Here is a 13614-nt window from a genome sequence, read left to right on the forward strand (position 1 = left end):
GCTCCTTGAGCTCCACCTCGGTGGCAGCTCCGGCCTTGATCACCGCAACACCGCCGGCCAGCTTGGCCAGGCGCTCCTGCAGCTTCTCGCGGTCGTAGTCGGAGTCGCTGTTCTCGATCTCGGCACGGATCTGAGACACGCGTCCGGCGATGGCATCGGCATCACCCGAGCCACCGACGAGGGTGGTCTCGTCCTTGGTGATGACGACCTTGTCGGCCTTGCCCAGCAGCGCGACGTCGGCGGTCTCGAGAGACAGTCCGACCTCTTCGCTGATGACCTGGCCACCGGTGAGGATGGCGATGTCCTGCAGCATGGCCTTGCGGCGGTCACCGAAGCCAGGCGCCTTGACGGCGACGGACTTGAAGGTGCCACGGATCTTGTTGACCACCAGGGTGGAAAGGGCTTCGCCCTCGACGTCCTCGGCGATGATCAGCAGCGGCTTGCCGGACTGGATGATCTTCTCCAGCAGGGGCAGCAGATCCTTGACGGTCGACACCTTGGAGCTGACCAGGAGGATGTAGGGCTCCTCGAGGACGGCTTCCTGACGCTCTGCGTCGGTGACGAAGTAGCCCGAGATGTAGCCCTTGTCGAACCGCATGCCCTCGGTGAGCTCGAGCTGCAGGCCGAAGGTGTTGGACTCCTCGACGGTGATGACACCCTCGTTGCCAACCTTGTCCATGGCCTCGGCGATGAGGTCGCCGATCGACTGGTCACCGGCGGAGATCCCGGCGGTGGCAGCGATCTGCTCCTTGGTCTCGATCGCCTTGGCCGACGCCAGCAGCGTCTCGGTGATCTTCTCGACGGCCTTCTCGAAGCCTCGCTTCAGGCCGAGCGGGTTGGCGCCCGCCGCCACGTTGCGCAGACCCTCGCGAACGAGTGCCTGGGCGAGAACCGTTGCGGTGGTGGTGCCGTCGCCTGCGACGTCGTCAGTCTTCTTGGCGACTTCCTTGACCAGCTCTGCGCCGATCTTCTCGTACGGGTCCTCCAGCTCGATCTCCTTGGCGATGGAAACACCATCGTTGGTGATCGTGGGGGCGCCCCACTTCTTCTCCAGAACGACGTTGCGACCCTTGGGTCCCAACGTCACCTTTACTGCGTCGGCGAGGGCGTTGAGCCCGCGCTCGAGGCCACGGCGGGCCTCTTCGTCATACGCAATTGTCTTAGCCATTGCGAAGTGTTCCTCCGGATTAGGGATGGCACGATTCGTGGTCGGGCTCAGTGCCCGCGACGGACGACTGGAGTGTGCGACCGCAGTTGCGGCCCCAGTCTCACCGTCCCGACCTAGCACTCACCGATCGCGAGTGCCAGTGTCATTTTTAGCACTCGACCTGGTCGAGTGCAAGGTCGATGCGGTCGACCTACCGCGGACGCAACCCGTCCAGGACGATCTCGGTGACCCGCTCGGCCACGCCGGGGTTGTACCCCTGCATGGCCTGCGCGCCGACGATCAGCGCCTTCGCCTCGGGCACGGTGACGTCCGGTCGCGCGGTTCCCGCCTGCTGTGCGGCGGCCAGCAGATCTCCGAGCAGTCCGAGGAACTCCGCCTCTGCCTGCGGGGCGACGACGTTGACGTCGATGCCGTACCCGGCCATGGCCTGGACGAGGCTCATGTCGGCGGCACCCTGAGTCACCATCACCTTGATGAAGGAGTGCAACGCCTCACCGGGTTCGCCCGACTCGAGCAGGGTTCGGCCGGACGTCACCATCTGCTGCAACCGGTCCTGGACCACGGCGCCGAACAGCGCCTCCTTGGTGGGGAAATGCCGGTACACCGTGCCCGCGCCGACGCCGGCTCGGCGGGCGATTTCGTCGATGGGCACGGACAGCCCCTCGGCAGCCATCGTCTCGTAGGCGACGGCCAGGACGCGGGCGCGGTTTCGGGCCGCATCGGCCCGCATGGGCTTCTCCGGTTGAACCACGTCACACCTCCTGGCGAAACGGGGCGATCGTTCCGTATAGTCGAGTCAAACGGAGCGCACGCCCCGTTTGACCACATTCTAGGAGATCTCGTGACCAACTGGACCACCGCCGACATTCCCGATCAGAGCCGCCGCGTCGCCATCGTGACGGGCGCGAACACGGGGCTCGGCTTCGAAACGGCGAAGGCGCTGGCCGCCAAGGGCGCGCATGTCGTGCTCGCGGTGCGCAACCTGGACAAGGGCAAGGAGGCCGCTAGCAGGATCACGGGTGACGTCGCGGTCACCGAGCTGGATCTGACGTCACTGGACTCCATCCGCGTCGCGGCCGACGAGCTGAAGGCACGCTACGAAGCCATCGACCTGCTGATCAACAACGCCGGCGTGATGTGGACGCCCAAGTCGACGACCAAGGACGGTTTCGAGCTGCAATTCGGCACCAACCACCTGGGTCACTTCGCCTTCACCGGCTTGCTGTTGGACCGGCTCCTCCCGGTGGCGGGCTCGCGGGTGGTGACGGTCAGCAGCATCGGCCATCGCATCATCGCCGACATCCACTTCGACGATCTGCAGTGGGAGCGCAGCTACAACCGGGTCGCTGCCTACGGCCAGGCCAAGCTCGCCAACCTGCTGTTCACCTACGAATTGCAGCGCAGGCTCGCCCACCACGGCACGACGATCGCCGCGGCCGTACACCCCGGCGGGTCGGACACCGAACTCGCACGGCACCTGCCTGACTTCCTGGCACCTGCCTTCTCCCTGGTCAGCCAGTCTGCCGCGATGGGTGCACTGCCCACGCTGCGGGCAGCCTCCGATCCCGGCGTCCTCGGCGGCCAGTACTTCGGGCCCGATGGCTTCGGCGAAATGCGCGGTTACCCCAAGGTCGTGACCTCCAGCGACCGGTCCCACGACGCGGACCTGCAGCGCCGACTGTGGACTGTCTCCGAGGAACTGACCGGGGTGGTGTTCCCCACCGACTGATTGCGGCAGACTGGCGGCGTGTCACTGGTCGTGCCGCCGTATCCCCCGGCCCGCTATACGAAGTCTGAGCCGGAGGTGTCCGCGTCCCTGCGCCGCGGCGACGCGCCCGCCGACTACGACTCCTTCGGATTGGTGCAGTACCACTACCTCGCCAATCAGACGAAGACCGACGGTGACTACGGCCTGTACCGCGTCGACCTTGCGCCGAAGGCGGGCGGGCCGGGACCGCACTTCCACCGGGCCATGTCGGAGGCGTTCTTCGTGCTGTCCGGACGGATGAGGCTCTACGATGGCCGCGACTGGATCGACGGCAGCCAGAACGACTTCCTCTTCGTGCCGCCCGGCGGCGTGCACGGTTTCCGCAACGAGGCGGATGCACCCGCGTCGATCCTCATGCTGTTTGCTCCAGGAGCACCGCGCGAGCACTACTTCGAAGGCCTCGCCCAGCTCTCAGACCTGACCGACGACGAACGACGGGACTGGTTCATCGCGAACGACAACCACTTCGTTTGAGTGACACGCCGACTCGTCGGGTGACACGCCCAGCAGAAGTGCGCACCCGTAACCCCTTGCCCTAGACTGCCCTTCGATCAGTTAGGAGTCTTCGGGTGCAGGGTTATGCAGCGCCCAGCACCCAGGCGTTGCGGGGCTGGCAACGTCGGGCCATGGTGAAGTATCTTGGCGCCCGGCCGCGGGATTTCTTGGCCGTCGCAACCCCCGGATCGGGCAAGACCACCTTTGCGCTGCGCATCGCCGGCGAGCTGTTGGCCGACGGCACGGTCGAGCGGATCACGATCGTCGTGCCCACCGAGCACCTGAAGATTCAGTGGGCGCGCGCCGCCGCCGCGATCGGCCTGTCGCTGGACCCCAAGTTCAGCAACTCCAACGCGCAGAACTCCGACGAGTATCACGGCGTCGTCGTCACCTACGCCCAGGTGGCCAGCCATCCGGGCCGACATCGGGTGCGCACGGAGAACCGCAAAACGCTGGTCGTCTTCGACGAGATCCACCACGGCGGCGACGCCAAGAGTTGGGGTGACGCCATCCGGGAGGCGTTCGGCGACGCGACCCGAAGGCTCGCGCTGACGGGCACGCCGTTCCGCAGCGACGACAGCGCGATTCCGTTCGTGACCTACGAGCGTGGGCCCGACGGTCTGGAGCGCTCGCAGGCCGACCACGTCTACGGCTACGCCGAGGCGCTGGCCGACGGGGTGGTGCGGCCCGTCGTGTTCCTGGCGTACTCGGGTGAGTCGCGGTGGCGCGACAGCGCGGGCGAGGAGCACGCGGCCCGGCTTGGCGAGCCGCTGAATGCCGAGCAGACCGCCCGCGCCTGGCGTACGGCGCTGAACCCGGCGGGCGAGTGGATGCCCGCGGTGATCGCCGCCGCCGACACGCGGCTGCAACAGAAGCGTCAGCACGTGCCCGACGCGGGCGGCATGATCATCGCCTCGGACCAGACGGCGGCCAGGGCGTATGCAGGCCTATTGACCACGATCACCGGCGAGGCGCCGACCGTGGTGTTGTCGGACGATCCCGGTTCGTCGGACCGCATCACGGAATTCGCCCAGGGCACCAGCCGCTGGCTGGTCGCGGTGCGCATGGTGTCCGAGGGCGTCGACGTACCGCGACTGGCGGTCGGGGTCTATGCCACCAGCGCGTCCACGCCGCTGTTCTTCGCGCAGGCGATCGGCCGGTACGTCCGCTCGCGCAGGCCCGGCGAGACCGCGAGCATCTTCCTGCCGTCGGTGCCGAACCTGCTGCAGCTGGCCAGCGAGATGGAGGCGCAGCGCAACCACGTGCTCGGCAAGCCGCACCGCGAATCCCAAGGCGACGAGTTCGAAGAGTACGAGGAAAAGGCCAAGTCCGAGCCCAGCGAGATGGACAACGGCTTCGAGATGCTCGGCGCCGACGCCGAGTTGGATCAGGTGATCTTCGACGGCTCGTCGTTCGGGACCGCGACACCCGCTGGCAGCGACGAAGAGGCCGACTACCTCGGCATTCCGGGCCTGCTGGATTCCACCCAGATGCGAGACCTGTTGCGGCGCAGGCAGGAAGAGCAGTTGGACCGCCGCACCGCCGCCGGTGGCACGGTGCCGGTGAGGTCAACGACGCACGGGCAGCTGCGCGATCTTCGCAAGGAGCTGAACGCGCTGGTGACGCTCGCCCATCACCGCACCGGCAAGCCACACGGCTGGATCCACAACGAGCTGCGTCGCATCTGCGGCGGGCCGGTGGTGGCGGCGGCGAACTCCGACCAGATCGCCGCGCGCATCGAGGCAGTCCGGGCGTTGAAGGCGTAGGTCGTTCGGCCTCTCGCCGACACTCCGCAAGTTGCGGCGATTTTCCGCATATTTCGTAGTCTCGCGCAGTGCCACCGCCGTGCCTCGACACCAGGCGACTGTGATGCGCAGCCACGTGCGCGTTGCATCGTGGCCCAAAACACACATGACAAGTTCGCGGAACGGCACTATTTTGACGATGTCGAAGATAGTTGAGACCCGGGGGGGTTCATGGAATCGTCGATCCAACGAAGGCGCTGGCGATGGTCTCACTCAGCGACTTCTCGCGCATAGTCTCGGCCATCCACGCCGCCGCGATCACTCCGCACCACTGGATCGAGGCGATGGAGGCCGTGCGCGGTACATTCGGCTCGACCAGCGCTGGCATGATCACCGTCGACGGGACGAGTCGGGTGATCAATAGCGCCTACCTTCCACCGGATGCCGAACGGACCTACCGCGACCACTACCGCAGCATCGATTACGTGCTCGATGCGGTCGAACACGGGCCGGTCGGGCTGATTCGGGGTGGCGAGCCGCTCGTCGCGTTGAACGCGCGGTCGGAGTTCAACGCCGACTGGCTGCGTCCGCATCAGATGCAGGACGGCTTGTTCGTTCGCCTCACCGACGGGTCTCTGCCGACGTGCTTCCTCGTGGCCACTGCGAAGCGGGACGATCTCTTCGCGACGCGCGAACACATCGAACTGATCAGCGCACTGGTACCCCATCTGCAACAGGCGCTGAGTGCACAGGATCACCTGAAGGACTTGGTGCACGAGGCCGATGACCTCGCCGAGGCCGTCGACAGCATGCGGCACGGGGTGTTCGTCGTCGCGCCGGGATCGGCCGTCAGGTACCTCAACCGGATTGCCGAAGACATCGTCGCGGCGGGCGACGGGCCCCGGGTGCGATCGGGCCGCCTCGGGCTCGGACTTCCTTCGCTCGACGTGACGCTTCAGCAGATAATCTCGAATGCTTTGGGCTGCAATGATTCTCACGCTCGATCCGGTGGCTCACTGCTGTGCCCTCGGACCGAGGGGCGACGGTCGTACGTCATCCACGTCGTTCCGTTCACGTCATCCGGCCCAGACGGGGACCGACCTCGGGCGCTGGTGATCGTCATCGATCCGGAGCGCCAGGCCGAACCTCCCAGGGACCTGCTCAACCGCCTCTACGGGCTGACCAGAGCGGAGGCCGAGATCGCCCTGCGGGTATTGCGTGGCGATGGCCTCAAGCCGATCTCGGAGGAGATGTCGCTGTCCTTGGCGACGGTGAAGACGCACCTTCACCACGTCTTCTCCAAGACCGAAACCCACCGTCAGGCGGAACTGGTCCGGCTGCTGCTGACGATCGCCCCGTGACTCAACGGGCGGCCACCACTTCGGGTGCCGCTTCCGTGCGATGTCGGCGGCTTGCCCTCGCGACGTGAAATATGAAGGACGGCATCAACATTCGACTCGGCGGTTGTAACATCCCGGTCACCCGCAGGAACTCCTGGGTGACGAACGGATCCGACTCGGCGGCGGTGAGGACCCGGTCGAGCAGGGCATTGGTGACTCGTATCGAAAGCGGCGGTGTCCCCGGCACTTCCGGTAGCGCCAGGTCGGAACCGACCGCCGTCTGCCAGGCCACCCGGACCTTCTTCGCGACAGCGCGGTGGAAGCGCCTCGGCAGGTTGCCATCCCCGCGTCTCAGACAGTCCCTCAGAATCAGTGCCTCGATCGAGGCGACCGTCATGCCCTGGCCATAGATCGGGTTGAAGCTGCAGACTGCGTCGCCCATCACCACCAGACCGTCCGGAGTGAAGGCCATCCTGTCGTAACGCCGCCACCGGTTGGCCGGAAAGCGATGGATGCTGACGCCGGCCAGCGGCTCGGCGGCGCGGGCGGCCTCGAGGGCGTGTGCGGGTGTGAGCCCCACGCCGAAGTCCAGCAATTCCTCCCGATTCGATGGTGGCTCCAGGCCCCCCACCGTGCCCGCGCCCACCATCCACGTGTCCTTCTCGCAGAGGAACATGAAGAAGCCACGCGGGCGGCCCGGCTCGAACAGCTTGACGATCATGTTCTCGCGAAGGGTCCCGTCGGGTATTCGGACGGGCATGCTGGCGTAGCTGATGCGCACCGTGAGTTCGTCCTCGGGCGGCCTGCCGTAGCCGAGCCGGTCCAGGAACACCGGAGTACGTGAGCCGCGGCCGGTGGCGTCGACGACCAACTGCGCATGCAGGCTGGGGACCGAGCCGTCGGCATGCCGGTGAAGGATGACGCCGGTGATCCGCTCCCCCGACGGGATCAGGTCGACGACGTCGTGACCGTCGAGCACCGTCACGTTCGGAAGAGCACGCAGCCGACGGCGCACGTGGCACTCGAAGAACGGCCGGCTGGCGAAGTGGTTGATCAGCGAGTCGGGATCCGGAATGGTGCCCTGCTGCGTGAGCAGGTGCCCACCGAAGTCGACGCGGAAACGGGACAGGTCGCCGTCGGCCCATCGGTGTGCTCCGGCGGCGACCATCTCCGCAAGCAGACCTGGGAACAGTTCCTCGGCGATCTCACCACAGCGCGCCAGCATCACGTGGGGTTGCCGACTCTGCGGCACACCCCGCCTGGCCACCGATTCGTCGTTGAGCACGTCGCGTTCGACGACGGTGACGCGGTCGTAGAAGTCGCTGAGCACCCGGGCCGCGAGCAATCCCCCCATGCTCGCTCCGAGAACTACCGCATGCTCCCCGATTCGCGCCACCGCCGCCCCCCAGCGTCGGGGCCAACCCCCCGCTGGCCCCAAGCTCAATCAATCAGTCACGGCGAGGCGAAACATCATCCGAACGGTTGATCTTGACGCGGGACTACAGCCCGAGCAGTTCGGGGAGGTCGGCGACGGAGCCGATCACGTGATTGGGCTGCATCGCGAATTCATCTGCCGCCCAACGCTTCAACGTGTCCGGCCGGAACTTTCCCGTGCGTACCAGCACACCGGTCATCCCAACGACCTGCCCGGCGAGAACGTCGTTGTTGAGGTCGTCGCCGACGACGTACATCTCCTCGGGGTCGACGCCGAGTCTGCTCGCGGAGGCGAGGAACCCCTCCGGCGCGGGTTTGCCGACGGCGACGGCCTTGCGCCCGGACGTCTCCTCCATGCCGAGCAGGTACATGCCGGTATCGATGCGCAAGCCCGCGGCGGTGTTCCACGCCGTGCTGCGGTGCATCGCCACGACGGGCACGCCCTGGCACATCCAGTCGTAGACGCGGCTGAGCGTGACGTGGTCGTACTCGGATCCGGCTCCGCCGAGCAGGACGACGTCCGGGGTCTCGGGTTCGGAGCCGGCCACGTCGTGGGCGTAGACGACGTCGATGCCGGGCATGTCCTCGCCGATCTCCCCGCTGTTGACCAGGAAGCACGTGGCATCGGGATAGCGGTCACGGACGTAGTCGGCGGTGAGCACGGCGGCCGTGACGACCTCGTCGGAGCTGACGTCCATCCCGGCTTCGGTGAGCAGATCGGCGATCTGACGGCGGGTCTTGGTGGTGGTGTTGGTGAGGTAGGACCTGGCGATCTGATTGTCCGCGAGCACGCGCAACGTCTCTGCGGCGCCTGCGATGGGCTCCCAGGAAGTCACCAGAACGCCGTCGATGTCGAACAACACTCCACCGATAGCCATGCTGCCGAGGTTAAACGGCTAACCCACCAGCGCAAGTCGGGCCCGTCAAGAGTGAGCCCAGTCATTCTCGGCGACCCAGGGTGACGCAGCGACGGCGACGGACCAGGCGACCTCGGCGGGCACGTCGAGAACCCGGTAGCCCTTCACTCCCGCCGCGGTCGCCGCCACCAACGTGGCAACCCCGGCACGACGCTGGAAGAACGTCTGGCGCACCGTCCAGCCGATGATGCCCGCGGCGGCGATGCAGTCACGACGCCGGTCGACGCTCCCCGACCGCGCGACGAGCCAGCCGTCGCCAACACGGTGCCCAAGCCCGCGCGCCCGGTCGGCTGCCAGTAGCGCGGCGGCCACGGTCACCAAACCCCACGGCGCCCATGCCCAGAGCGGCACCGAGACGACGACCCCGGAGATCCCCATGGCGACGGCGAGGAGCGCGGGAAGCGTCAACGCCCGCGTCCAGCGCCTGCGGGTGGCGACGGGGCCGTGACGCCGCAGCTCACCGCGGACGACGTCGGGGCGGCCGATGAGTTCTGTGAGCACCGCCTCGGCCGTGACCAGGGGGCATGGCGGCAGCAGCAGCGACGCCTCACCCGCACCGTCGACGCCGGTCATCACCGCGTCCAGTCGCGCGCCGCCGAAGATTCGCACCAACAGGGGTTCACGGACCGTGCCGCCGCGTAGGCGCCGCATGTCGTAGGTGTGCTCACGCGCCCGGAGCAGACCATGCTGGAGATGCAGCACACCTTCGCCCGCGCCGTCGTCACGCCGGGACAGCACCAGGTTGCCGTACGTCACCAATGAGCGCAGGACCGACAGCAGCACCGACGCCGCCACCACGACGAACGCGCCGACGGCGACGGTGACGACGACGCCGAACCGCTCAGCCGCATCGAGGCCGTCCCTGGCCAGCCGCGAGTCCCCAAGCGCCGCAGCCGCTCCCGTCTGATAGACCACACCGACGGCGGCGGCGATCATCGCCAGCCCGGTGAAGCTCAGCGGGCTGTAGCGCAACCACGACGGCTGCCAGCGGGCAAGCACCCGGTCCGGCGTCGGTGTCTCGAGCCGTGCGGCGAGTGAGTCGGCCAGCAGGATCGCGCGAAGCCCCGGCACGTCCTCGGACAGCACCGCGTCGAGCGTGAACTCGGCGTCGCCCTTCGCCTCCTGACCGGTGCTGACCCTGACGACGGTCAGGCCGAGCAGCCGGTGCAGCACCCGGGCATCCGTCGAGACCGAGCGAATCCTGTTGCGGGGCAGCGAGAGAACCGTGCGTTGCAGCACGCCCTGCTTACGCTGAATCTGTTCGGCATCGATGCGGTAGGTGGTGGTGAACCACCGCGCGACGCCGAACACGACCAGGAGTGCCAGTACTGCGATCGACCACTTGGAGTTGCCCGTCGCCGACCCGAGCACGATCGACCCGATCAGCAACGGCAGTTGTCTCAGCACCTCGTGCACGGGATGGACCAGCAGCATCCGGGGACTCAACCGGAGCCACTGGGGTGTGGGAGCGGGCGGGGCCAGGTCCGTCACGTCGCGTCCCGGTCACCGATCGCGGCGACGTCGGACAGTTGCGCGACGATCCGATCGGCGACGTCGGAGTCCAGCGCGACGATGCGCACCGCGCCGGCAGACGATGCGGTCGTCACCGTGACGTCGGCGAGGCCGAACAGCCGGTCCAAGGGGCCGCGGTGGGTGTCGACGGTCTGCACCCGGGAGATCGGCGCGATGCGCCGCTCCTGCACCAGCCAGCCGGTCCTGGTGTAGACCGCGGGTGTCGCGGTCGCCAGCGAGACGTCCCAGCGGTGCACCCGGTAGCGCCACCACGGCGCCACCACCACGAACGTCACGATGCCGAGCACGGTCCCGACTGCGGCAACGACGTGCAGCCAGCCGAGCCGCGCGTCCACGACGAACCACACCACCTGCGCAACGGCGAGAAGCCCCCACGGGATCGCTGCGGCGATCGCCCACACCAGCGGGGCCTTGCGGCTCGGCGGATTCGTGGGGTCGATGAGTGTCACCATCGCTCTGAGTATGGTCTTGCCCATGAGCGCCAACACCAAGTGGACGGCCGCCGACGTGCCCGATCAGACGGGCCGGGTAGCCATCGTCACCGGCTCCAACACCGGCTTGGGCTACGAGACCGCCCTGGTCCTCGCCGACCGCGGCGCGCACGTCGTGCTCGCGGTGCGCGACGTCGAGAAGGGCAACGCCGCGGCCGCCAGGCTGGTCGGGCGGATACCGCGCGCCGCCGTCACCGTGCAGCCGCTGGACGTGGGCTCACTGCAGTCCATCCGCACCGCGGCGGCCGAGATCAAGAGTGCCTACCCCCGCATCGATCTGCTGATCAACAACGCAGGCGTGATGTACCCGCCGAAGCAGCTGACCAAGGACGGTTTCGAGCTGCAGTTCGGCACCAACCACCTCGGCGCCTTCGCGCTGACCGGCCTGCTTCTGGAGAACATGCTGTCCGTCGAGGGGTCGCGGGTCGTCGCGATCGCGAGCGTCGCGCACCGCATCCAGGCCGCCATCCACTTCGACGACCTGCAGTGGGAGCGCAGCTACAACCGCGTCGCCGCCTACGGCCAGTCCAAGCTGTCCAACCTGCTGTTCACCTACGAGCTGCAACGCCGGCTGGCTGCCAAGAGCGAGCCGACCATCGCCGTGGCCGCGCACCCAGGCCTGTCCAACACCGAGCTGATGCGCCACGTCCCTGGTTCCGGGCTGCCGGGCTTTCGTCAGGTGTTCGGCCTCGTCACGAACAGTCCGGAGATGGGCGCGCTGGCCACGCTGCGCGCCGCGACCGATCCCGACGTGATCGGCGGTCAGTACTACGGGCCCGACGGGTTCCGCGAACTGCGGGGTCATCCGAAGTTGGTGGAGTCGAGCAGGCAGTCGCACGACCAGGACGTCCAGGGGCGGTTGTGGAGCGTCTCCGAGGAGCTCACCGGGGTTACCTACCCGGTATGAGATCCGTCGAGGAACACCAGCGCGTCGTCGCTGGGCTGATCACTCCCCGCGAGCCGGTCACCGTCGCCGTCGGTGACGCGCTCGGCCTCGTCCTGGCGACCGACGTCGTCGCGCCACTGTCGCTGCCGGGGTTCGACAACTCGGCCATGGACGGGTACGCCGTCGTGGCCGAGGACGTCGAGAACGCATCGGCGGAACAGCCGGTGCGATTGCCGGTGACCGAGGACATTCCCGCGGGCCGGACGGACCAGCTGGTGCTGGAACCTGGGACCGCCCACCGGATCATGACGGGCGCTCCGCTGCCCTCCGGAGCGACGGCGGTCGTCCCCGTCGAGGCCACCGACGGCGCCACCGACACCGTGTCGATCCGGGCGAGCGCCAGACCAGGCCAACACTTCCGACGCGCTGGCGAGGACGTCACCGCGGGTACGACGGTGCTGCAGGCCGGGCAGGTTCTCACCCCCGCCGCGCTCGGGCTGGTTGCCGCCCTCGGGCTCGGCGAGCTCGAAGTCGTTCCGCGGCAACGTGTTCTGGTGATGTCGACGGGATCGGAGCTGGTGGCCCCCGGCACCCCGCTGGAACCGGGCCAGATCTACGAGTCCAACGCCGTCATGCTGGCAGCCGCGGTGCGCGACGCGGGCGCCGACGTGCTGACGTCGTCGATGACCGACGACGACGTCGACAGGTTCCGCGCCGCGCTGGAATCCCACGCCCGCGACGCCGACCTGATCATCACCACCGGCGGGGTCAGCGCGGGCGCCTACGAGGTCGTGAAGGACACGCTCGGCGACGAGGTCGAGTTCGTGAAGGTCGCCATGCAGCCGGGGATGCCGCAAGGCGCGGGTTCGGTGGCGGGCACACCGATCATCACGCTGCCCGGAAATCCGGTCAGCGCCTTGGTGTCCTTCGAGGTCTTCATCCGGGCACCGCTTCGCGCCGCGATGGGACTTCCCCGCCCGCAACGGCAACGGCTGGACGCGACCCTCACCGAGGATCTGACCTCGCCGCGCGGAAAGCGTCAGTTCCGGCGCGGCGTGCTGAGCCCCTCCAACTCCGGGCAGGCCACGGTGACGAGCTACGGCCCACCCGCCTCGCATCACCTCAGGTGGCTGGCGTCGGCGAACTGTCTGCTCGAAATCGGGGAGGACGTCGTGGAGTTGGCCGCCGGTTCACCCGTGCGGGTATGGGATCTGACCTGAACACCGGTGACGACGACGTAGAATCGGGGACCCATGGCCAGACCCGCGCGACCCGCCAACGCTGCCAACGAGTCCGAGATCTCCCGACTGGTTGAGCTGTTCCGCTCCACTATTCCCCCCGTTCACCCCGCAGGCCTGCCGTTCATCGCGGGCGGTCTCGCCGCCGCCGCCGCGGGACGCCGGCATCGGTGGCTGCGCAATGTGGGCCTCTCCGCGGCCGGCGCGTGCGCCCTGTTCTTCCGGCACCCGCCGCGCGTGCCCCCGAGCAGGCCCGGTGTCGTGGTGGCTCCGGCCGACGGCCGCGTCACGCTGATCGAGCGGGTGAGCCCCCCTGCCGAGCTCAACATGCCCGACGTGCCGATGACTCGGATCAGCATCTTTCTTTCGGTGTTCGACGCGCACGTGCAACGCACCCCGGTCGCGGGCGAGGTCGTCACCATCAAGTACCGACCCGGCAAGTTCGTCTCGGCTGAGCGCGACCAGGCCAGCGAGGTCAACGAGTGCAACAGCGTCTGGTTCCGCACCGCCGAGGGAGTCGACGTCGTCGCCGTCCAGATCGCTGGACTCGTCGCGCGCCGGATCGTCTGCTCGGCGCGCATCGGTGACAAGGTCTCTCT

General features: G+C 67.8%; 13 protein-coding genes. 7 read left to right on the top strand and 6 right to left on the bottom strand.

All coding sequences use genetic code 11. The annotated features are described in order from the left end of the window. Both groL and ACRDUX_RS36220 read right to left on the bottom strand, forming a co-directional pair. Positions 1-1168 (bottom strand): chaperonin GroEL (gene groL, locus ACRDUX_RS36215; RefSeq protein WP_526421574.1); only part of this gene is annotated, 1168 nt, incomplete at its 3' end. Between the two features lie 190 nt (positions 1169-1358). Then, positions 1359-1919, bottom strand: a complete 561-nt coding sequence (locus ACRDUX_RS36220; protein WP_526421576.1) for a TetR/AcrR family transcriptional regulator — start codon at positions 1917-1919, stop codon at positions 1359-1361. Between the two features lie 90 nt (positions 1920-2009). Between ACRDUX_RS36220 and ACRDUX_RS36225 the strand changes: the two genes are divergently transcribed. The 4 genes from ACRDUX_RS36225 to ACRDUX_RS36240 all read left to right on the top strand — a co-directional run bounded on the left by ACRDUX_RS36225 (position 2010) and on the right by ACRDUX_RS36240 (position 6537). Next, the gene (locus ACRDUX_RS36225) at positions 2010-2897 is read left to right on the top strand and encodes an SDR family oxidoreductase (RefSeq protein WP_526421578.1); all 888 of its coding nucleotides are present in this window, start codon (positions 2010-2012) and stop codon (positions 2895-2897) included. 18 nt (positions 2898-2915) lie between these two features. Beyond that, positions 2916-3410 carry a cupin domain-containing protein gene (locus tag ACRDUX_RS36230; protein ID WP_526421580.1) on the top strand — a complete coding sequence of 165 codons (495 nt, stop codon included), beginning with the start codon at positions 2916-2918 and terminating at the stop codon, positions 3408-3410. Between the two features lie 95 nt (positions 3411-3505). After that, positions 3506-5197 carry a DEAD/DEAH box helicase gene (locus ACRDUX_RS36235; RefSeq protein ID WP_526421582.1) on the top strand — a complete coding sequence of 564 codons (1692 nt, stop codon included), beginning with the start codon at positions 3506-3508 and terminating at the stop codon, positions 5195-5197. Positions 5198-5439: 242 nt separating this feature from the next. Further along, a complete protein-coding gene (locus ACRDUX_RS36240; protein WP_526421584.1) occupies positions 5440-6537 on the top strand; it encodes a helix-turn-helix transcriptional regulator in 1098 nt (365 codons plus the stop codon). Between the two features lies 1 nt (position 6538). On the opposite strand, the gene ACRDUX_RS36245 is transcribed toward ACRDUX_RS36240, so the two are convergent. The 4 genes from ACRDUX_RS36245 to ACRDUX_RS36260 all read right to left on the bottom strand — a co-directional run bounded on the left by ACRDUX_RS36245 (position 6539) and on the right by ACRDUX_RS36260 (position 10852). After that, a complete protein-coding gene (locus tag ACRDUX_RS36245) occupies positions 6539-7870 on the bottom strand; it encodes an NAD(P)/FAD-dependent oxidoreductase (RefSeq protein ID WP_526421586.1) in 1332 nt (443 codons plus the stop codon). Positions 7871-8015: 145 nt separating this feature from the next. Continuing rightward, the gene (locus ACRDUX_RS36250; protein WP_526421588.1) at positions 8016-8828 is read right to left on the bottom strand and encodes an HAD-IIA family hydrolase; all 813 of its coding nucleotides are present in this window, start codon (positions 8826-8828) and stop codon (positions 8016-8018) included. 45 nt (positions 8829-8873) lie between these two features. Next, positions 8874-10301: a PH domain-containing protein gene (locus ACRDUX_RS36255; protein WP_526421598.1), complete on the bottom strand. Its 1428-nt coding sequence runs from the start codon at positions 10299-10301 to the stop codon at positions 8874-8876. Positions 10302-10354: 53 nt separating this feature from the next. After that, on the bottom strand, positions 10355-10852 hold the full coding sequence (locus ACRDUX_RS36260; protein WP_526421590.1) for a PH domain-containing protein: 498 nt from the start codon (positions 10850-10852) through the stop codon (positions 10355-10357). Between the two features lie 22 nt (positions 10853-10874). Here ACRDUX_RS36260 and ACRDUX_RS36265 point away from each other — a divergent pair, with 22 nt between their 5' ends. From ACRDUX_RS36265 to ACRDUX_RS36275, 3 genes are all read left to right on the top strand, one after another. Then, positions 10875-11798 (top strand): SDR family oxidoreductase, encoded by a 924-nt coding sequence (locus tag ACRDUX_RS36265; protein WP_526421592.1) that lies wholly within the window; start codon positions 10875-10877, stop codon positions 11796-11798. Continuing rightward, positions 11795-12997 (top strand): molybdopterin molybdotransferase MoeA, encoded by a 1203-nt coding sequence (moeA, locus tag ACRDUX_RS36270; RefSeq protein WP_526421594.1) that lies wholly within the window; start codon positions 11795-11797, stop codon positions 12995-12997. Before ACRDUX_RS36265 ends, moeA begins: the two co-directional genes overlap by 4 nt. Positions 12998-13030: 33 nt before the next feature. Beyond that, a partial coding sequence (locus tag ACRDUX_RS36275; RefSeq protein ID WP_526421596.1) for a phosphatidylserine decarboxylase occupies positions 13031-13614 on the top strand: 584 nt, incomplete at its 3' end.

Source organism: Mycobacterium sp., assembly GCF_050701675.1.
Taxonomy (GTDB): Bacteria; Actinomycetota; Actinomycetes; order Mycobacteriales; family Mycobacteriaceae; genus Mycobacterium.

Excerpts from the sequence above, each read along its gene's own strand:
- ACRDUX_RS36240 (WP_526421584.1), top strand. The coding sequence starts at position 5,440 with ATGGTCTCACTCAGCGACTTCTCGCGCATAGTCTCGGCCATCCACGCC.
- ACRDUX_RS36245 (WP_526421586.1), bottom strand. The coding sequence starts at position 7,870 with ATGGGGGGATTGCTCGCGGCCCGGGTGCTCAGCGACTTCTACGACCGC.
- ACRDUX_RS36250 (WP_526421588.1), bottom strand. The coding sequence starts at position 8,828 with ATGGCTATCGGTGGAGTGTTGTTCGACATCGACGGCGTTCTGGTGACT.
- ACRDUX_RS36255 (WP_526421598.1), bottom strand. The coding sequence starts at position 10,301 with ATGCTGCTGGTCCATCCCGTGCACGAGGTGCTGAGACAACTGCCGTTG.
- ACRDUX_RS36260 (WP_526421590.1), bottom strand. The coding sequence starts at position 10,852 with ATGGTGACACTCATCGACCCCACGAATCCGCCGAGCCGCAAGGCCCCG.
- ACRDUX_RS36265 (WP_526421592.1), top strand. The coding sequence starts at position 10,875 with ATGAGCGCCAACACCAAGTGGACGGCCGCCGACGTGCCCGATCAGACG.
- moeA (WP_526421594.1), top strand. The coding sequence starts at position 11,795 with ATGAGATCCGTCGAGGAACACCAGCGCGTCGTCGCTGGGCTGATCACT.